Here is a 17,427-nt window from a genome sequence, read left to right on the forward strand (position 1 = left end):
GACGTCAAGCGGCGTGGCTTTCTTTCTTCAAACTCTCCATATCAATCACAAACCGATACTTCACATCGCCCTTGAGCATCCGCTCGTACGCTTCGTTGATGCCCTGGATATCGATCATCTCCACGTCCGAGACGATCCCGTGTTTGGCGCAGAAATCCAGCATGTCCTGGGTTTCCTGGATGCCGCCAATCAGCGAGCCGGCCAGGCTGCGGCGCTTGAAGATCAGGTTGAACACCGTCGGCGACGGGTGCGGGCTGTCGGGGGCGCCGACCAGGGTCATGGTGCCGTCGCGCTTGAGCAGGTTGAGGAACGCGTCGAGGTTGTGCGGTGCGGCGACGGTGTTGAGGATGAAGTCCAGGCTGTTGGCGACCTTGGCCATTTCGTCCGGGTTCTTCGACACCACCACCTGGTCGGCACCCAGGCGCAGGCCGTCTTCGCGTTTGTTCGGTGAGGTGGTGAATAGCGTCACATGCGCGCCCATGGCATGGGCGATTTTAACCGCCATGTGACCGAGGCCACCGAGGCCGACCACACCGACCTTCTTGCCGGGGCCGACCTTCCAGTGATGCAACGGCGAATACGTGGTGATACCGGCGCACAGCAGCGGTGCCACGGCCGCGAGGTTGGAGTCGTCGTGGGAGATGCGCAGCACGAACTTCTCCTTCACCACGATGCTGTCGGAGTAGCCGCCAAAGGTGTTTTCACCGCCGAACACCGGGCCGTTGTAGGTACCGGTAAAACCGTTCTCGCAGTATTGCTCCTCGCCCTCGGCGCAGGACGCGCAGTGCTGGCAACTGTCGACCATGCAGCCGACACCGGCCAGGTCACCGACCTTGAATTTACTGACATTGGCCCCGATCGCCGTCACGCGGCCGACGATTTCATGGCCGGGCACCGAGGGGTAAAGGGTGTTGTTCCACTCGTTGCGCGCGGTGTGCAGGTCGGAGTGGCAGACGCCGCAGTAGAGGATGTCGATCTGTACGTCATCCGCCCCGGGCGCGCGGCGCTCGAAGCTGAAGGGCTTGAGCGAATCCTTGGAATCCCGCGCGGCGTAGCTGTAAGTCTTGGCCATTTGGTTCACCTGTTGATTTGACGGTAGAGGTCAGTGGACCAGCATAGATGCTGAACCGTTCAACCGAGCACGCCCGTACAAGCCGCGTGACTGCCCTGCCCCTAAGCTCCTGACTTTCTAAAAAGCGCTGGAGAGTGGGCATGTGTAGAAAAGTACGGGCGGTATCACTGGCATTGACGCTGCTGACCGGCGCCATGATGAGCAGTACCTTTGCCGCAACGCCGGCCGTGGCCGTGGCGCCGCAATACGACACTAGCCACGTCTACGTCGCCCCGGCCGATGTGGATCGTTTTACCCAGAGTTTCCTCGCCACCTTCGGCGGCAAGAGCACGGCTCAGGTGGTGGTGAATGTGCTGCCGGTGCCAAGCAGCACCACCTCGCAATTGCTGCAAACACCGGCCGGCACCGTGTCGCTGTTCGGTTTCACCACGCCGATCCCGCACCCGTTCGGGCAGGAGCGTAACGGCTACCTGGTCAAGGACATGGACGCCGCCCTCAAGGCCGCCAGGGAAAACGGTGCAGCGGTGATCGTCAGCGATTTCCCCGACCCCATCGGGCGTGACGCGGTGGTCCAGTGGCCGGGCGGCGTGAACATGCAGCTCTACTGGCACACCAAGACCCCGGACTACGCGGCGTTCCAGACCGTACCGGAAAACCGCGTGTATCTTTCCGCCGACCGGGCTGACAGCTTTATCAAGTCCTTCCTGGGCTTCTCCCATGGCAAGGTCCTGGCGGATGACAAGCACGCCTCCGCCGTCGATGTGGGCCAGGCCGGCGGCACCTACCGTCGCGTCGATATCGAGTCGCCGTTCGGGCGTATGGCGGTGCTGGTCACCAACGGCCAATTGCCCTACCCCTTTGGCCATGAAACCACCGGCTACCAAGTGGCGGACCTGACGGCGACGCTGGCCAGAGCCACCGGCTCCGGCGCCAAACTGCTGGTGCCAGCCTTCGACAGCAAAGGCCGTCGCAGTTCGCTGGTGGAGTTCCCGGGCGGTTACGTCGCGGAGATTCATCAACTCAGCGCGGCAAAATGATCCGCCGCACAGGCTGGGGCCTGGCCGTGCTGTGGCCGCTGCTCGCCGGCAGCGTTCATGCCGACGAGCAACCGACACGGCCGACCATCAAGGCCAACCGCTGGCAGGAAGACTGGTCTGTGCTCAAGGACCCGGCGCTGCACACGCAACCGCTGGACAGCTTGAAATACATTCCGCTGTCCAGCGCCAACCCGTTCACGTACCTGTCGTTGGGCGCGACGTTGCGCGAGCGTTTCGAGATGAACGATGCCAGTGGGTTCGGCGTGAGGAACGTGGCGCGTGATCGTTACCTGATCCAGCGTTTCCAGGTGCACGCCGACCTGCACCTCAACGAACACTGGCGGGTGTTCACCCAACTGGAAGATGTGCGGGCCTATGACAAGACCACGGTCGGCGGTGCCGACCAGAACCGCGTCGACCTGCGCCTGGCCTTCGCCGAGTACGTGAACACCTTCGACAGCGGTACCTTCAAGAGCCGTGTCGGCCGCCAGGACTTTGCCTTCGACTTGCAGCGTTTCATCTCGTCACGGGACGGCCCGAATGTGCGGCAATCCTTCGACGCCATATGGGCCGACTGGGAGACCACCCACTGGCGCTTTATCGGCATCGCCAGCCAGCCGGTGCAGTACCAGGACGGCCGGCATTTCGACGACAAGTCCAACCGTGACGCACGCTTTCACCTGCTGCGGGTCGAGCGGCTGGTAGGCGGCAAGAATGAGCTGTCGGCCTACTACGGCGTGTACGAGCGCCGCGCCGCGCACTATCTGGACGCGGACGGCGATGAAACCCGCCAGCTGTTCGACGCGCGCCTGGGCGGCGCGGCAATGGGTTTTGATTGGGACATCGAAGCCATGCTGCAAGGCGGCTCGGTGGGCAGCAAGGATATCCGTGCGTGGGCCGGTGGCAGCCGCACGGGCTACACCTTCGACAGCCTGGCGTGGAAACCGCGCCTGGGCCTGCAACTGGACATCGCTTCGGGCGACCGCAAATCCGGCGACGGCACGGTCGGCACGTTCAACCCGCTGTTCCCCAACGGCTACTACTTTTCCCTGGCCGGCTACACCGGCTACAGCAACCTGATTCACGTCAAACCGTCGATCACCGTCAAGCCTATCGACAAGCTGAGCGTGCAGACTGCCGTCGGCCTGCTCTGGCGGCAAACCACCAGCGATGCGGTGTACACCCAGCCGAACCTGCCGGTGGCTGGCACCGCAGGCCAGGGTGAACGCTGGACCGGCGCCTACGGTCAACTGCGTACCGACTACGTGTTTACGCCGAACCTCACGGGCGCGGTCGAAGCGGTGCATTACGAAGTGGGCCGAACCCTGCGCGATGCCGGCGGCGATGACAGCAATTACCTGGGGGTCGAGCTCAAGTTCAGTTGGTGACCCCAGGCAAGCACACCCGTACAAGCCGTTTATGCGGCTTCGGGCGATAGTGATCCTGAATTTTCTTATCCCTCAAGCAAGGAGTTTTCCATGAGCACATTCGTTGCCAAAGACGGTACCCAGATCTACTTCAAGGACTGGGGCAGCGGTAAGCCCGTGCTGTTCAGCCACGGCTGGCCACTGGACGCCGACATGTGGGAATACCAGATGGAATACCTGAGCAGCCGCGGCTACCGCACCATCGCGTTCGACCGCCGTGGTTTTGGCCGGTCTGACCAGCCGTGGACCGGCAACGATTACAACACCTTCGCCGACGACATTGCCCAGTTGATCGAACACCTGGACCTCAAGGACGTGACCCTGGTGGGCTTCTCCATGGGTGGCGGCGACGTCGCTCGCTACATCGCGCGTCATGGCAGCGCACGGGTTGCCGGCCTGGTGCTGCTGGGCGCCGTGACGCCGATCTTCGGCCAGAAACCGGACTATCCGCAGGGCGTGCCGACTGAAGTATTCGACGGCATCAAGGCCGGCCTGCTCAAAGATCGCGCGCAGTTCATCGCCGACTTCAACCCGGAGTTCTACGGCATCAACAAAGGCCAGAAAGTCTCCGAAGGCGTGCTGACCCAAACCCTGCAAGTCGCCCTGCTGGCGTCGCTGAAATCGACGGTGGATTGCGTCACCGTGTTCTCCGAGACCGACTTCCGCCCGGACATGGCCAAGATCGACGTGCCGACCCTGGTGATCCACGGCGACGGCGACCAGATCGTGCCGTTCGAAACCACCGGCAAGGTGGCGGCCGAGATGATCAAGGGCGCTGAGCTGAAGGTTTACAAGGATGCACCGCACGGGTTTGCAGTGACCCATGCCCAAGCCTTGAATGAAGACTTGCTGGCGTTCCTGAACCGCTGAAACCGCTGACGTACCCTCTCCTTATTTGGCCGGGCTTGCCCGGCCTTTTTTTGTTCACGCAAACCGCTGACTGACCACAAGGCGACCCGGCCCGGCGATCAAAATGCTGGTGAAAATGATCAACAGCAGCCAGCCGAACTGCCCTTCAAACAACGTCCATTCCGGATGCACCACCAACATAGCGATCAACAACACGGCCAGGATTGGCAGGCACGCCAGGCGCACCCGCACCCCGGCGATGATCAGCAGCGGGCACAGTACTTCGGCAAAAATCGCCAGTAGCAGTGTGAGGTGAGCGCCGAGGTGAAACGGGTCTTCGATCAGCTTCAATTGCTCGCTGTAGCCAAACAGTTTGGGCAAGCCGTGCACCCACAGCAGGAACAGCGCCCCGCTGACCCGCAGAAACAACAGCCCTGTGTCCTGAGTTCTTGATTCATTCATAGCTCACCTACGCCTGTAAAAAAACACCGGCATCGATTGTGTTCGCAGAGGCGTGCGCAAACTTGCAAGCTTGTGCTGACCTCACTCCCCGGTACCCGCAAACCCCGCGACGATTTCATCGATCACCACCCGCACCCGCGCGGTTTGGCGCAGGTCGGCGCTGTTCAACAGCAGCGGCGGCCAGCATGCACTGTTGTTCATGATCGCGGCGGGGGCCATTGTGGTCGCCCTGGTGCTGGAACTGGGCATGATCCTGCTGAACCGTCGGCCGCTCGATGCGGTCCCAACCCATACGCTCATCGCTGCAGGAAATCTCAAATGACGCTCCCTAAAGAAATGACCCTGATCGAAATCACCACCCCCGGTGGCCCCGAAGTGCTGCAACCACGCCGGGCGGACGTACCGGTGGCGGGCCCCGGCGAGATCCTGATTCGGGTGCACGCAGCCGGGGTCAATCGCCCCGACGCCCTGCAACGCGCCGGCAAGTACCCGATGAAACCCGGCATGAGCCTGATTCCGGGGTTGGAAGTGGCAGGCGAAGTCGTCTCGCTGGGTGACGGTGTGAGTGAGTACGCTGTCGGCGACAAAGTGTGCGCCCTGACCAATGGCGGCGGTTATGCGCAGTTCTGCGCGGTGCCCGCCAGCCAGGCGTTGCCGATCCCCGAAGGCATGGACTGGATTCAAGCCGCCGCCGTGCCCGAAACGTTTTTCACCGTGTGGGCCAACCTGTTCGGCCTCGGCGATGCGCACACCGGCCAGCGTGTGCTGATCCACGGCGGCACCAGCGGTATCGGCACCACCGCGTTGATGCTCTGCCGTGAGTACGACATCCAAGCCTTCGCCACCGCCGGCAGCGCCGACAAATGCGCCGCCATCACCAAGCTGGGTGCCGAGCCGATCAATTATCGCGAGCAGGATTTTGCCGAAGTCATCGCCGAAAAAACCGATGGCCAGGGCGTCGATGTGATCCTCGACATCATGGGTGCCTCGTACCTGAACAACAACCTCAAGGCCCTGGCCATGGACGGGCACCTGGTGATGCTGGGTTTCCTGGGCGGTGGCAAGGCCAATGACGTCGACCTGCTGACTATCCTCGGCAAGCGCGCGGTGATCACCGGTTCACTCTTGCGCGCACGCACAAAAGATGAAAAGGCCGCGATTGCCGAGCAATTGCGCGAGTATGTGTGGCCGGTACTGGAGGCCGGGCGTTGCCTGCCGATCATCGACAAGGTGTACGAATACACCGACGCCGCCCAGGCTCATGCGCGGATGGAAGGTGGGGATCATATTGGGAAGATTGTGCTGCGGGTGGAGTAAGGGCCACTCGGGGCCATCTGTGGCTGTGGCGAGCGGGCTTGCCCCGCGTTGGGCTGCGAAGCGGCCCCAATACATAAGAACGCAGTGTGTCAGACACTCCTAAGTGGCTGGTTTTGGGGCTGCTTCGCAGCCCAACGCGGGGCAAGCCCGCTCGCCACAACAAGCCCGCTTGCCACAGGAAGCCCACTCGCCACAAGAGCATGGCCTCCTGTTAAGCGAGGTGCTTACTCGGCATACGTCGGGTAATCGATGTAGCCCGCCTCGGTTCCGCCGTACAGCCCTTCAGCCTTCAGCGGGTTCAACGGCCAGCCATTGAAAATCCGCTGCGGCAAATCCGGGTTGGCAATGAACGGTCGCCCGAACGCGATCAAATCCGCCAGGCCCGCTTCGACCAACCGGGCACCGCGCTCAGCGGTGTAGCGACCGGCGTAGATGATCCGCCCGCTGAACGTGTCACGCACAGCCTGGCGGAAGGTGTCGGGCAGGACGGGCGCGTTGTCCCAGTCGGCTTCGGCGATGGACACGTAGGCGATGCCCGACTCCTCCAGCACCTTGATCGCTTCGATGTAGGTCTGATGCGGATCTTCTTCTACCAGGCCAATGTAGACCCGGTCCTGATCAGTCCCGCTGAACAACGGCGAGAACCGCACACCGAGACGTTCCGGGCCGACCACCTTGCTGACCGCTTCGACGATCTCGCGAAGGAAGCGCAGACGATTGTGCAAGGAGCCGCCGTATTCGTCGTCACGCTGGTTGGCGTGGGCCGAGATGAACTGGTTGACCAGGTAACCGTTGGCCGAATGAATCTCCACCCCGTCAAACCCGGCGTCCAGCGCGTTGCGTGCGGCCTGTGCGTAATGCCCGACCAATTCCTCGATTTCCAGCGTGCTCAACGCACGAGGTACGGGTGGCTGCACCAACTCTCCGACGCCAGGCCCGGTTTCGATAAAGGCTTTCGCTTGCTCAGCCGCAATCGCAGACGGCGCGACCGGTGCGGCACCTTCTGGTTGCAACGCGTTATGGGACACACGGCCGACATGCCACAGCTGGGCGAAAATCACCCCGCCTTCGGCGTGCACCGCGTCGGTGACTTTACGCCAGCCGTCGATCTGCGCCGGGGCGTAGATACCGGGTGTCCAGGCGTAACCCTGGCCACGGGGCTCGATCTGCGTGCCTTCGCTGACCATGAAACCGGCACTGGCGCGTTGGCGGTAATACTCGGCCATCAGGTCGGTGGCGATATCGCCGGGTTGGGCGCTGCGCTGGCGGGTCAGGGGCGGCAGGACGATACGGTTGTTTAATAGGTGGTGACCCAGTTTTACCGGGGTACTTAACACATTGTCAGTCATTCTAATATTTCCAAATTCAAGACGAGCGAAAGGATTGGCGACTCGTGAGAGTCGCCAATCAATCAAACGATTTATTAATTTACGCGGTGAGTTTCAGCAGCGCTTTTGCAACGTCGCTGGAACTTGCAGGGTTTTGCCCGGTGATCAACAACCCATCTTCCAGTACAAAGGATTGCCAATCAGCGCCCTTCTCATACTTGCCGCCGAGGGTCTTGAAATCATTTTCAATCAGGAACGGCACAACATCAGTCAGGCCGACAGCCGCTTCTTCGGAATTGGAGAAGCCGGTGACCCGACGGCCCTTGACCAGCGGCTCACCGTTGACCGCCTTGACGTGACGCAAGGCGCCCGGTGCATGGCAAACAAAGCCGATCGGCTTGCCGGCACGCTCGAAAGACTCGATCAGAGCGATGGAAACAGGCGACTCCGCCAGGTCCCACAGCGGCCCGTGGCCACCTGGGTAAAACACCGTGTCGAAATCGGCAGCGTTGACCGTGTCCAGCTTGACGGTATTGGCCAGGGCCTGTTGTGCAGCTGGGTCGGCGGCAAAGCGGCGGGTCTGCTCGGTTTGTGCGTCCGGCTGATCGCTGACCGGGTCCAGCGGCGGCTGGCCACCGGCCGGGGATGCCAGCACCAGTTCGGCGCCGGCGTCCTTGAACACGTAATAGGGTGCAGCAAATTCTTCGAGCCAGAAGCCGGTCTTGCGGCCGGTGTCGCCAAGCTGGTCGTGAGAGGTCAGTACCATTAATACTTTCATTTTCCAGTGCCTCGATCGATGTGATTGTCAGTGTTTTCAGGGCGACCCAACAGCTGTCGGGTCAGCAGCAACGCCTCCTCAAAAGGCGCGAATGTTCGGGTGATCTTGCTCATGACGCTGGCGCCCAGCCATAACGCGTACAGCTGATGGGCCAAGTCCTGCGGGCGGTGTTCAAGCAACAACGAACCGTCTTCAACGCCGCGCTGCATGGCCACGGCGAGCAATTCGATGGTGCGTGAGGTGCCGCGATGCAGCGCCAGTCGCATGGGTTCTGAAAGGTCTGACACCTCAGCACCCAGTTTGACGGCAAGGCATTTGCCTGCATCGGTGCAGCCGGTCTGGTTGTCTATCCAGCATTGCCAATACCGCATCAACTTGGCGTGCTGGGTTAAACCGGGCTGATTAAAGAGTTGTTGCATGCCATTTACGTAGTTGTCGAAGTAGTTATCGAGCAACACAACACCGAACGCATCCTTGGAATTGAAGTAATGATAAAACGAACCTTTAGGCACCTCGGCGGCTTGAAGTATTTCGTTCAACCCCACCGCAGAAAATCCTTTACGACCCACAATTAATTGCGCCGTGTCCAGAATGCTCTGTTTTGCACTTTTAGTTTCGCTGCTCATTATTCATCCCGTCCGATTAGACCAGTCGTCTAGTTCGTTGGGTGAATGTTAGGAGCCGGGCCAAACTCGCACAATGTCATATCCGCAAGGATTCCGGACATGACGCAAAGCCGGTTGCCGTTTTCCCGGCAGCCGCCGACAATCCCCACCTTCCCACGCCCCTGGAGACATGCGATGCACAGCGTTGCGCTGATGGTTTACCCGAACTTCCAATCCCTGAGCCTCAGCCTGGGCTCGGTGTTCGAGTGCGCGAACCTGCTGCGGGGCGAGCCGGCCTATGAATTTCACCTGGTGTCGCAGAGCGGTGGCGCGGTGATGACGTCCCAGGGCTTCTCGGTGAATACCGCGCCGATCCGCCCTGAGGGCTATGACACGTTGATCGTCAGCGGCTACCTGGAGTTTCGCCTGCCGGAAGCCAACCTGCTGGAAATGGTCAAGGCCGCGTCCGCGCAATCGCGGCGGATCGCCTCATTGTGCATGGGCATTTTTGTGCTGGCTGAAGCTGGGTTGTTGGAGGGCAAGCGCGCCACCACCCACTGGATCCACGCACCGGCGTTCCGCAAGCGCTACCCGGATATCCGCCTGGAAGACGACAAGCTGTTCGTGGTGGACGGCCAGGTGTGGACCGGTGCCGGCATGAGCGCCGGGGTCGACCTGGCATTGGCGATGGTGGAGAACGACCTGGGCAGCGACCTCGCCCGCCGCATCGCGCGCAAGCTGGTGATCGCCCAGCGGCGGGGCAGTGAGCAGTCGCAGCTGTCAGCGTTGCTGGAGCTGGACCCCAAGTCCGACCGCGTGCAACTGGCCCTCGCTTACGCCCGCGAAAACCTCACACACGACCTGTCGGTGGAAGCCTTGGCCGACGTCGCCCGGCTCAGCCCGCGCCAGTTCAGCCGAGTATTTCGCGAAGAAACCGGGCAGACGCCGGCCAAGGCCATCGAATCCCTGCGCGTGGAAGCGGCGCGGGCGATGATGGAAACCAGTCGTCACCCGGTGGAAGTCGTCGCCCGTGAAACCGGCTTCGGCGACCGCGAGCGCATGCGCCAGGCGTTCCTGCGCGCGTTCGGGCAGCCGCCTCAGGCGATGCAGCAGGTGCTGTTCAATACGGGGGGCTAGGGACGGGCGGGCTCCTTTAAGTTCAACCTAGGGTTTAATGCAACACCGCCCGCGTGATCAAAAAGCTCATCAGTTGCGGGTCATCTTCCAGCTCGATGGTCTGCACCGGGCGCGGCAGATTATCCAGCACCGAACGCCAGAACGCCTGGGACACTTCGTCCTGGTCATAGAAGCGCACCAGCCAATCGACCTCGCCACTGCACAGCACTTGAGTGGCGATGGCGCGGCCGATGCCCTTGCGGCGATAGCGCTTGAGCACAAACAAGTCGGCCAGCTCCAGGGCATGGATGCCCGGCAGCTCGCTGCCTTCGATCAGCATGAAACCGGCAATAAAACCATCGACCAGCAGCAGGTTGGCGCTCCATTGCGGGTCTTGCCAGTAGCGGGTCAGGTGTTCGTCATGAATGTAGAAACGGCCGTCAGCCTCCACATCTTCCTGCTCCCAGTCCGACGACTCGTAGGCGTAGTACTGGTAGAGGTTACGGATCAGCTCGGACGATTCAGGGCCGGTCTGGATCAATTCAACAGTGGTTTCAGGCATTAGGCTCTCGGTCAAAAAAAGCAGGGCGCCATTGTTCACAAAAGTTCTACTCAAGCCAATCCATTGTCAAACCTTTCTACTTGCTGAACCGATTGCAGATAGGTGTTGGCTCGTCCGAATTCTTGAAACATTTCGAATAAACTTCGCTGGATTGCCACTTTTTCCTGAAGGACATGTACTTTGACCAACGTCTGTTCCGCCGGCCTGGATGTGGGCTTTGCCTCCCTGGATTACCTGCAGATTTTCATCCTGGGCGTAATCCAGGGTATTACCGAACTGTTGCCGGTGTCGTCCACGGCCCACATGCGCGTGGTGCCCGCCCTGCTCGGCTGGCAGGACCCGGGCTCGGCGTTTTCCGCCGCCATGCAGTTGGCGGCGCTGGCGGCGGTGGTCAGTTACTTCTGGCGTGATGTGCGCCAAGTGACCACCGGCAGCATTGGCGCGGTGCGCCGCGGTGACTACAACGACCGATGGTTCAAGCTGGCGGTGGCGATTGTGCTGGCGACCGTACCCATCGGCATCGCGGGCCTGGCCTTATCGTCGACCTTGAACAGCTGCAACTCGCCGTTGCGCGGGCTGATGGTGATCGGCATTTCCTGTGTGGTGATGGCGGTATTGCTGGCAGCGGCCGAGTTGCGCGCACGCCACACGCGGGACGTCAGTGAAATGCGCCTGCGGGATGCGTTGATCGTGGGGGTTGCACAGATTGGCGCGTTGATCCCTGGCGTATCGCGCTCCGGCTCCACACTGACCGCCGCGCTGTTTCTCAACTTCAAGCGCGAAGAGGCCGCGCGCTTTTCCTTCCTGCTCGGCCTGCCCGCCATCGCCCTCGCCGGCTTGAAGGAGCTGTGGGTGCTGCTCCACGCCGAACTGCCCGCCCACGCCTGGCCGCATTTGTTGTTTGGCCTGGTGGTGGCGAGTGTCTCGGCGTTTTTTGCGATTTGGGGCCTGATGAAGTTCCTTGAGCGGTTCTCCACCTGGCCGTTCGTGATCTACCGCGCGTTGCTGGGGATTTTCCTGATTGTGGCGGTCAGTACCGGCTTTCTAAACTGACCCCCTGTAGGCGCCAGGATCAGGACGCGGAGCGTCGGGGGCGGCATTCCTTTGCTGCGCGTGGGAACGAGAAAACGGATATGTACTCAGTCCAGATCACTCGCCTCATGCCGCTCCCGCACCTGCTCTCCAACCTCCCCCGACACCCGATTAACCTTACGCCCCCGCTGCACCGCCGGCCTTGCCTCAATCGCATCCGCCCAACGCAGCACATGCTTATACTCGTGCACCGACAGAAACTCCGCCGCCCCATACAACCGCCCTTTCACCAACCCGCCATACCAAGGCCAGATCGCGATATCGGCAATCGTGTACTCATCCCCCGCAATGTACTCACTTACCGCCAAGCGCTGGTCAAGCACATCCAGCTGCCGCTTGGTCTCCATGGCAAACCGGTTGATTGCATACTCCATCTTGCTCGGCGCATACGCATAAAAATGCCCGAAACCACCGCCCAGGTAAGGCGCGCTGCCCATCTGCCAGAACAGCCACGACAGGCACTCCGCACGCGCCGCAGGCTCGGTGGGAAAGAACGCCCCGAACTTCTCCGCCAGGTACTGCAGGATCGCACCCGACTCAAACACCCGGATCGACGTGGCGCCGCTGCGGTCGAGCAATGCCGGGATTTTTGAGTTCGGGTTGACCGAGACAAAACCACTGCCGAACTGGTCACCATCACCGATCTTGATCAGCCAGGCATCGTATTCCGCGCCGCTATGCCCGAGGGCCAACAGCTCTTCCAGCAGGATCGTGACTTTTTGCCCATTCGGCGTGGCCAGCGAATACAGCTGCAGCGGGTGTTTGCCCACCGGCAGTTGCTGGTCATGGGTGGCGCCAGCGACTGGCCGGTTGATGCTGGCGAAGGTGCCGCCGCTTTCGGTGTCCCAGGTCCAGACCTTGGGGGGTACGTACTCGGTCATGCTCACTGCTCCTGAAGCGCTTGCGATCAACGAAGCGCTCCAGACTAAACCAAAGGCTGCGGTGCTGGCCAATCCAGCGCGTTAACCCCTACACCCACCCACCATCCACAATAAAGTTCTGCGCCGAACACATCGCCGACGCATCCGACGCGAGGAACAGCGCCATGTTGGCGATGTGTTCGGGCAGTACGCTGCCCGGCAGGCACTGGCTGCGGCTGATCAATTCCCTGGCCGCATCGTCCACCCACATGGTCAGTTGTTTTTCCGTCATCACCCAGCCCGGCACCAGCGTGTTGACCCGAATGCGGTTGGGGCCCAGCTCACGAGCCAACGCGCGCGTCATGCCATGGGCTGCGGCCTTGCTGGCGGCGTACACCGGGTAACCGGCGGAGGCCATCATCCAGCCCACGGAGCCCAAGTTGATGATCGAGCCACCACCGGCGCCCTTCATCATCGGCACCACCGCCTTGGCGGCAAAAAATGCGTGCTTGAGGTTGACTGAAATCAGCTTGTCAAAGGTGTCCGAATCGACTTCCTCCAGTGTGTGTCGCACGTCATTGGCGGCGTTGTTCACCAGCACCGTGATCGGCCCCAGGGAATGTTCAAAGCGCCCGATCGCCGCCTTGTAGGCGATCTCGTCGGTGATATCGCAATGGCCGAATTCCACCGCGTGCCCCTGGGAATTCAACAGCGCCGCCAGCCGCTCGCCCTGGCTTTGCGCGCGGTCCACAAAGGCCACCTTGGCGCCCTGCCTGGCAAAGGCCCGCACCATAAACTCGCCAATGCCCGAGGCGCCTCCGGAGATCAGTACGGTCTTGCCTTTGAGGTCGGGATAAACGGCTTGCTCAGTACTCATGTCAGGGTTGCCTCGATCAATTAGTCTTATTTTATTTTACGAAACCGGGGTTAAAGGCTATAAATTCGCAGTCACACGACAAAATATCGCACATTAGTAGAACTATTCCACTCAAAACAACAAAAGGAAGTTCGACCATGAAGCACCCTCGATACCTGCTTTCCGGCCTGGCGCTGTCCATGATGATCGCCAGTGGCGGCGCCCAGTCTGCAGGACTCACCAGCGAACAAAAACCTTTCGGTAAAACCAACGACGGCACCGCTGTCGAGCAGTACGTGTTGCGCAACAGCCACGGCATGCAAGCCACAGTGATTACTTACGGCGGCGTGTTGCAGTCGCTGAAGGTGCCGGACAAACACGGCAAGGTCGACGACGTAGTGCTCGGTTTCGACGACGTGCAGGGCTACCAGAGCGGCACGGCGTTTTTCGGTGCGACCATCGGGCGCTTCGGCAATCGCCTGGCCGGCGGTGCCTTTGAACTCGACGGCAAGCGCTTCCAGGTGCCGCTCAACGATGGCCCCAACTCGCTGCATGGCGGCGCCCAGGGCTTCGACAAGCATGTGTGGAAAGCCGAGCCGGTCAAGGATAAGGATTCAGTCGGCGTGAAGCTGAGCTACCTGTCCAAGGACGGTGAAATGGGCTTCCCCGGCAATTTGAAAACCGAGGTCACCTACCGCCTCAATGACAAGAATGAACTGCACATCGACTACACCGCCACCACCGACAAACCCACGGTGCTCAACCTCACCAACCACAGTTACTTCAACCTCGCCGGCGCCGGTAATGGTGACATCCTCACGCAGGTCGCAACCTTGCACGCCAGCCACTACACGCCGGTGAATGCCACGTTGATCCCGACGGGCGAACTGGCCCCGGTCAAGGGCACGCCGATGGATTTCCTGAAGCCGACGCCGATCGGCCAACACATCAAGGCCGATCACCCGCAACTAAAATTCGCCGAACCGAAACAGGGCGGGTTTGACTTCAACTGGGCGCTGGATACAAAAGGCGACGTCAAACAGCTCGCCGCCGAGGTGCATGACCCTGCGTCGGGTCGGCGTTTGCAGCTCTATACCACGGAGCCTGGGGTGCAGTTTTATACCAGCAACTTCCTCGATGGTTCGGTGAAGGGCAAGGCCGGCAAGACGTATAAGCACTGGAGCGGGTTTACCCTGGAGACCCAGCATTTTCCAGATGCACCGAACCAGCCGAAGTTTGCTTCGACCCGCTTGAACCCGGGGCAGACCTACACCCAGAACACCGTCTTCAAGTTCTCCGCCGATTGATCTGGTAGGTGAAGAGCCCGCTTGTTGTGGCGAGCGGGCTGGTCGTGGCGAGCGGGCTTGCCCCGCGTTGGGCTGCGAAGCGGCCCCATTGAGGAAGAATGCGTTGTATCAGGCAAACCTCCGCGCCAGGTTTTGGGGCTGCTTCGCAGCCCAACGCGGGGCAAGCCCGCTCGCCACAACAAGCCCGCTCGCCACAACAGCCCCGCTCGCCACGACAATCAGCGTTGTTTCATGCGGTCGATGACCACGGCCAGCAACAGGATCGAGCCCCGGATGACGTACTGGTAGAAGGTATCGATATTCTTCAGGTTCATCGCGTTCTCAATGATCGCCAGGATCAACACCCCGGCGATCACATGGCGGATCATGCCCACCCCGCCACTCAGCGACACCCCGCCCAACACGCAGGCAGAAATCACCGTCAGTTCAAAACCCTGGCCGATCATTGGTTGGCCGGAGGTCATGCGCGAAGCCAGGATCACCCCGGCCAGGGCGCCGATCACGCCGTGCACGGCGAAGATCAGGATCTTGGTGCGGTCGACGTTGACGCCCGCCAGCAACGCCGCTTCCGGGTTGCCGCCGATGGCCATGGTGTTGCGCCCGTAGGTGGTGTAGTTGAGCAACCAGCCGAAAAATACAAAGCAGACGATTGTGATCAGAATCGGCACCGGCACGCCCAATAATTGGCCGTTACCAAAGATAAAGAACTGATCCTGGGACACCCCGACCGCCTTGCCATTGGCAAAGATGTACGCCAGGCCACGCACGATCTGCATGGTCGCCAACGTGGTGATCAGGGCATTGACGCGCAGCTTGGCGATCACGATGCCGTTGATCAGCCCGACGATCAGCCCCATCAACAACGCCGCACCGATGCCCAGCATGACGCTGTCGGTATCGCGCATCACAATCGCCGCCACCACGCCGGCACAGGCGATCACCGAGCCCACCGACAAGTCGAAATGCCCCGACGCCAGGCAGAACAGCATGGTGCACGCGGCGATGCCCACCGTGGAAATCGCCAGGCCCAGCCCGCGCATGTTCAGCGGCGAGAGGAAGTTGTCGATGAGCAAGGCGCACAGCAGGAAAATACTCACCGCCGCCAGCAGCATCGCCCAATTGTCGAGCAGCGCGCGCAGGTCCAGGGGTTTGCGTGCCGTCGGCAGCACGTTGTTTTGAGTTGTCATAGTGTTCTCTCAGTTCGCCAGGCCGCGCGGCAAGGCCAGTTGCAGCAGGTTGGATTCAGTGGCGTGTTCGCGGCGTTGCTCGCCGCGCATCGCGCCTTCACACAGCACCAGGATGCGGTCGGAGATGCCCATCACTTCCATCAGGTCGCTGGACACCACGATGACGGCAATGCCGCTGGCCGCCAGGTTATGGATGATCTGGTAGATCTCGGCCTTGGCACCGATATCGATGCCACGGGTCGGCTCGTCCAGTAGCAGGACCTTCATCGGCATCGACAGCCAGCGACCGAGAATGGCCTTCTGCTGATTGCCGCCTGAGAGGTACATGATCTTCTGCGCCGCGTTCGGCGTTTTGACTTTCATCGCCCGGATCTGCTGGTCGGCATTGCCCTTTTCCCAGCCGTCGCGCAATAGCCAGCCGAAGGTGGAATGGGCGCCACGGGCACTGATGTTGATGTTTTCGGCGACGCTTGCGAGCGGAATGATGCCCTCCTTCTTGCGGTCTTCCGGGCACAGCAACACGCCTGCGGTAATGGCGTCGCGCGGTGAACGCAGTTGCAAGGTTTGCCCGCAGAGCTCCAGTTGCCCGGCAGTGGTGCGCTCCAGGCCGCTGAGCAGACGGAACAACTCGGTACGCCCTGCCCCCACCAGGCCGAACAGGCCGAGGATTTCGCCCTTGTGTACCTGGAAGCTGACCGGTTCGCGCAAGCCCGGGCCGAGCAAACCGTCGACTTTGAGCGCCACTTCACCGTGCTCACGCGGGCGGTAGTCGTAGATGTCCTGGATGTCGCGGCCGACCATGCACGTCACCAACTGGTCGTGGGTCAACGTGCTCATGTCCTCGAAAGTGCGCACGTAGCGGCCGTCCTTGAACACGGTGACCGCGTCGCAGATGCGGAACACCTCTTCCATGCGATGAGACACGTAGAGCACCACTTTGCCCTCGTCGCGCAGGCGCGTGATGATCGCCATCAAGCGGTCGATCTCGCGGGCGGACAAGCTGCTGGTGGGCTCATCAAAAGCAATCACATGGGCACCACGGGACAACGCCTTGGCGATTTCCACCAGTTGGCGCTGGCCCAGGGACAGGCGGCCGAGCTTTTCCTGCGGGTCAATTTCGTCAGCCAGGCCCTTGAGACACGCCAGCGCCTGCTTGCGCAGCAACCCACGATTAACCACGCCGAAGCGCGACGGCAAATGCCCGAGGAACAAGTTTTCCGCCACGGTCATTTCCGGCACCAGATGCAGCTCCTGATGGATCACCGCAACGCCGCTGGCGATGCTGTCAGCGGCGCACTTGAAAGCCATGGTCTGCTCGCCGATCTGCAACGTGCCACTGCTGGGGATATAGGCGCCGCCGAGGATCTTCAACAGCGTCGACTTGCCCGCGCCGTTCTCGCCCATCAAGGCATGCACCTGCCCCGGCTGGGCGGTGAAGCTGATGCCGTCCAGCGCCTTGACCCCGGGGAAGGTTTTGCCGATGCCCGTGAAGCTCAACCGGGCGCCGGCGTTGTGTGTCTGTAATTGCGCGTGCATAACCACCTCTGAACACCGGTCAGGCGGCCCCGTTGC

Annotated in this window: 17 protein-coding genes and 2 pseudogenes; 8 read left to right on the top strand and 11 right to left on the bottom strand. The window is 61.2% G+C overall.

Annotated elements, in window-relative coordinates:
* Nucleotides 1–4: 4 nt before the first annotated feature.
* The gene (locus ACR52_RS28115) at nucleotides 5–1,072 is read right to left on the bottom strand and encodes an NAD(P)-dependent alcohol dehydrogenase (RefSeq protein WP_048731568.1); all 1,068 of its coding nucleotides are present in this window, start codon (nucleotides 1,070–1,072) and stop codon (nucleotides 5–7) included.
* 140 nt (nucleotides 1,073–1,212) lie between these two features.
* Between ACR52_RS28115 and ACR52_RS28120 the strand changes: the two genes are divergently transcribed.
* The 3 genes from ACR52_RS28120 (at nucleotide 1,213) to ACR52_RS28130 (ending at nucleotide 4,406) form a co-directional block, all read left to right on the top strand.
* A complete protein-coding gene (locus ACR52_RS28120) occupies nucleotides 1,213–2,109 on the top strand; it encodes a VOC family protein (RefSeq protein WP_048731570.1) in 897 nt (298 codons plus the stop codon).
* Nucleotides 2,106–3,497, top strand: a complete 1,392-nt coding sequence (locus tag ACR52_RS28125; protein WP_048731572.1) for an alginate export family protein — start codon at nucleotides 2,106–2,108, stop codon at nucleotides 3,495–3,497. The genes ACR52_RS28120 and ACR52_RS28125 overlap by 4 nt, the downstream gene beginning before the upstream one ends.
* Nucleotides 3,498–3,587: 90 nt before the next feature.
* Nucleotides 3,588–4,406: an alpha/beta fold hydrolase gene (locus ACR52_RS28130; protein ID WP_048731575.1), complete on the top strand. Its 819-nt coding sequence runs from the start codon at nucleotides 3,588–3,590 to the stop codon at nucleotides 4,404–4,406.
* A gap of 54 nt (nucleotides 4,407–4,460) precedes the next feature.
* On the opposite strand, the gene ACR52_RS28135 is transcribed toward ACR52_RS28130, so the two are convergent.
* Nucleotides 4,461–4,847 carry a DoxX family protein gene (locus ACR52_RS28135; protein WP_048731577.1) on the bottom strand — a complete coding sequence of 129 codons (387 nt, stop codon included), beginning with the start codon at nucleotides 4,845–4,847 and terminating at the stop codon, nucleotides 4,461–4,463.
* 81 nt (nucleotides 4,848–4,928) lie between these two features.
* A pseudogene (locus tag ACR52_RS30730) lies at nucleotides 4,929–5,018 on the bottom strand (LysR family transcriptional regulator); the annotation flags it as partial.
* Between ACR52_RS30730 and ACR52_RS31960 the strand changes: the two are divergent.
* Together ACR52_RS31960 and ACR52_RS28140 are read left to right on the top strand one after the other, a co-directional pair.
* Nucleotides 4,996–5,169 (top strand): annotated as a pseudogene (locus ACR52_RS31960) (MFS transporter); the annotation flags it as partial. The pseudogenes ACR52_RS30730 and ACR52_RS31960 overlap by 23 nt on opposite strands.
* Nucleotides 5,166–6,164 (top strand): NAD(P)H-quinone oxidoreductase, encoded by a 999-nt coding sequence (locus ACR52_RS28140; protein ID WP_048731578.1) that lies wholly within the window; start codon nucleotides 5,166–5,168, stop codon nucleotides 6,162–6,164. The pseudogene ACR52_RS31960 and the gene ACR52_RS28140, both read left to right, overlap by 4 nt.
* 224 nt (nucleotides 6,165–6,388) lie before the next feature.
* On the opposite strand, the gene ACR52_RS28145 is transcribed toward ACR52_RS28140, so the two are convergent.
* The 3 genes from ACR52_RS28145 to ACR52_RS28155 form a co-directional block, all read right to left on the bottom strand.
* Nucleotides 6,389–7,513 (bottom strand): alkene reductase, encoded by a 1,125-nt coding sequence (locus tag ACR52_RS28145; RefSeq protein WP_048731581.1) that lies wholly within the window; start codon nucleotides 7,511–7,513, stop codon nucleotides 6,389–6,391.
* Between the two features lie 79 nt (nucleotides 7,514–7,592).
* Nucleotides 7,593–8,270: a type 1 glutamine amidotransferase domain-containing protein gene (locus ACR52_RS28150; protein ID WP_048731584.1), complete on the bottom strand. Its 678-nt coding sequence runs from the start codon at nucleotides 8,268–8,270 to the stop codon at nucleotides 7,593–7,595.
* The gene (locus tag ACR52_RS28155) at nucleotides 8,267–8,896 is read right to left on the bottom strand and encodes a TetR/AcrR family transcriptional regulator (RefSeq protein ID WP_048731586.1); all 630 of its coding nucleotides are present in this window, start codon (nucleotides 8,894–8,896) and stop codon (nucleotides 8,267–8,269) included. The genes ACR52_RS28150 and ACR52_RS28155 overlap by 4 nt, the downstream gene beginning before the upstream one ends.
* A gap of 174 nt (nucleotides 8,897–9,070) precedes the next feature.
* On the opposite strand from ACR52_RS28155, the gene ACR52_RS28160 reads away from it, so the two are divergent.
* On the top strand, nucleotides 9,071–10,012 hold the full coding sequence (locus ACR52_RS28160) for a GlxA family transcriptional regulator (protein ID WP_048731589.1): 942 nt from the start codon (nucleotides 9,071–9,073) through the stop codon (nucleotides 10,010–10,012).
* A gap of 34 nt (nucleotides 10,013–10,046) precedes the next feature.
* Here the strand turns inward: ACR52_RS28160 and ACR52_RS28165 are convergent, their stop codons facing one another.
* Nucleotides 10,047–10,553 carry a GNAT family N-acetyltransferase gene (locus ACR52_RS28165; RefSeq protein WP_048731810.1) on the bottom strand — a complete coding sequence of 169 codons (507 nt, stop codon included), beginning with the start codon at nucleotides 10,551–10,553 and terminating at the stop codon, nucleotides 10,047–10,049.
* A 180-nt stretch (nucleotides 10,554–10,733) separates the two neighbouring features.
* Between ACR52_RS28165 and ACR52_RS28170 the strand changes: the two genes are divergently transcribed.
* Nucleotides 10,734–11,606: an undecaprenyl-diphosphate phosphatase gene (locus ACR52_RS28170; RefSeq protein WP_048731592.1), complete on the top strand. Its 873-nt coding sequence runs from the start codon at nucleotides 10,734–10,736 to the stop codon at nucleotides 11,604–11,606.
* A gap of 86 nt (nucleotides 11,607–11,692) precedes the next feature.
* On the opposite strand, the gene yghU is transcribed toward ACR52_RS28170, so the two are convergent.
* A complete protein-coding gene (gene yghU / locus ACR52_RS28175) occupies nucleotides 11,693–12,526 on the bottom strand; it encodes a glutathione-dependent disulfide-bond oxidoreductase (RefSeq protein ID WP_048731594.1) in 834 nt (277 codons plus the stop codon).
* Between the two features lie 88 nt (nucleotides 12,527–12,614).
* Complete coding sequence (locus tag ACR52_RS28180; protein WP_048731596.1) at nucleotides 12,615–13,382, bottom strand: SDR family NAD(P)-dependent oxidoreductase; 768 nt, start codon at nucleotides 13,380–13,382, stop codon at nucleotides 12,615–12,617.
* Nucleotides 13,383–13,519: 137 nt separating this feature from the next.
* Here ACR52_RS28180 and ACR52_RS28185 point away from each other — a divergent pair, with 137 nt between their 5' ends.
* Nucleotides 13,520–14,668, top strand: coding sequence for an aldose epimerase family protein (locus ACR52_RS28185; RefSeq protein WP_048731598.1), 1,149 nt, complete (start codon nucleotides 13,520–13,522; stop codon nucleotides 14,666–14,668).
* A gap of 218 nt (nucleotides 14,669–14,886) precedes the next feature.
* Here the strand turns inward: ACR52_RS28185 and araH are convergent, their stop codons facing one another.
* Nucleotides 14,887–15,855 carry an L-arabinose ABC transporter permease AraH gene (gene araH, locus ACR52_RS28190; protein ID WP_048731600.1) on the bottom strand — a complete coding sequence of 323 codons (969 nt, stop codon included), beginning with the start codon at nucleotides 15,853–15,855 and terminating at the stop codon, nucleotides 14,887–14,889.
* A 9-nt stretch (nucleotides 15,856–15,864) separates the two neighbouring features.
* Nucleotides 15,865–17,391: an L-arabinose ABC transporter ATP-binding protein AraG gene (araG, locus tag ACR52_RS28195; protein WP_048731602.1), complete on the bottom strand. Its 1,527-nt coding sequence runs from the start codon at nucleotides 17,389–17,391 to the stop codon at nucleotides 15,865–15,867.
* Nucleotides 17,392–17,427: the final 36 nt, after the last annotated feature.

Origin of the sequence: Pseudomonas fildesensis, from assembly GCF_001050345.1 — a bacterium.
Classification (GTDB): domain Bacteria; phylum Pseudomonadota; class Gammaproteobacteria; order Pseudomonadales; family Pseudomonadaceae; genus Aquipseudomonas; species Aquipseudomonas fildesensis.

Excerpts from the sequence above, each read along its gene's own strand:
- ACR52_RS28125 (WP_048731572.1), top strand. The coding sequence starts at position 2,106 with ATGATCCGCCGCACAGGCTGGGGCCTGGCCGTGCTGTGGCCGCTGCTC.
- ACR52_RS28155 (WP_048731586.1), bottom strand. The coding sequence starts at position 8,896 with ATGAGCAGCGAAACTAAAAGTGCAAAACAGAGCATTCTGGACACGGCG.
- ACR52_RS28160 (WP_048731589.1), top strand. The coding sequence starts at position 9,071 with ATGCACAGCGTTGCGCTGATGGTTTACCCGAACTTCCAATCCCTGAGC.
- ACR52_RS28180 (WP_048731596.1), bottom strand. The coding sequence starts at position 13,382 with ATGAGTACTGAGCAAGCCGTTTATCCCGACCTCAAAGGCAAGACCGTA.
- ACR52_RS28120 (WP_048731570.1), top strand. The coding sequence starts at position 1,213 with ATGTGTAGAAAAGTACGGGCGGTATCACTGGCATTGACGCTGCTGACC.
- ACR52_RS28115 (WP_048731568.1), bottom strand. The coding sequence starts at position 1,072 with ATGGCCAAGACTTACAGCTACGCCGCGCGGGATTCCAAGGATTCGCTC.
- araG (WP_048731602.1), bottom strand. The coding sequence starts at position 17,391 with ATGCACGCGCAATTACAGACACACAACGCCGGCGCCCGGTTGAGCTTC.
- ACR52_RS28150 (WP_048731584.1), bottom strand. The coding sequence starts at position 8,270 with ATGAAAGTATTAATGGTACTGACCTCTCACGACCAGCTTGGCGACACC.
- ACR52_RS28185 (WP_048731598.1), top strand. The coding sequence starts at position 13,520 with ATGAAGCACCCTCGATACCTGCTTTCCGGCCTGGCGCTGTCCATGATG.
- ACR52_RS28140 (WP_048731578.1), top strand. The coding sequence starts at position 5,166 with ATGACGCTCCCTAAAGAAATGACCCTGATCGAAATCACCACCCCCGGT.
- ACR52_RS28145 (WP_048731581.1), bottom strand. The coding sequence starts at position 7,513 with ATGACTGACAATGTGTTAAGTACCCCGGTAAAACTGGGTCACCACCTA.
- ACR52_RS28135 (WP_048731577.1), bottom strand. The coding sequence starts at position 4,847 with ATGAATGAATCAAGAACTCAGGACACAGGGCTGTTGTTTCTGCGGGTC.
- yghU (WP_048731594.1), bottom strand. The coding sequence starts at position 12,526 with ATGACCGAGTACGTACCCCCCAAGGTCTGGACCTGGGACACCGAAAGC.
- araH (WP_048731600.1), bottom strand. The coding sequence starts at position 15,855 with ATGACAACTCAAAACAACGTGCTGCCGACGGCACGCAAACCCCTGGAC.
- ACR52_RS28165 (WP_048731810.1), bottom strand. The coding sequence starts at position 10,553 with ATGCCTGAAACCACTGTTGAATTGATCCAGACCGGCCCTGAATCGTCC.
- ACR52_RS28130 (WP_048731575.1), top strand. The coding sequence starts at position 3,588 with ATGAGCACATTCGTTGCCAAAGACGGTACCCAGATCTACTTCAAGGAC.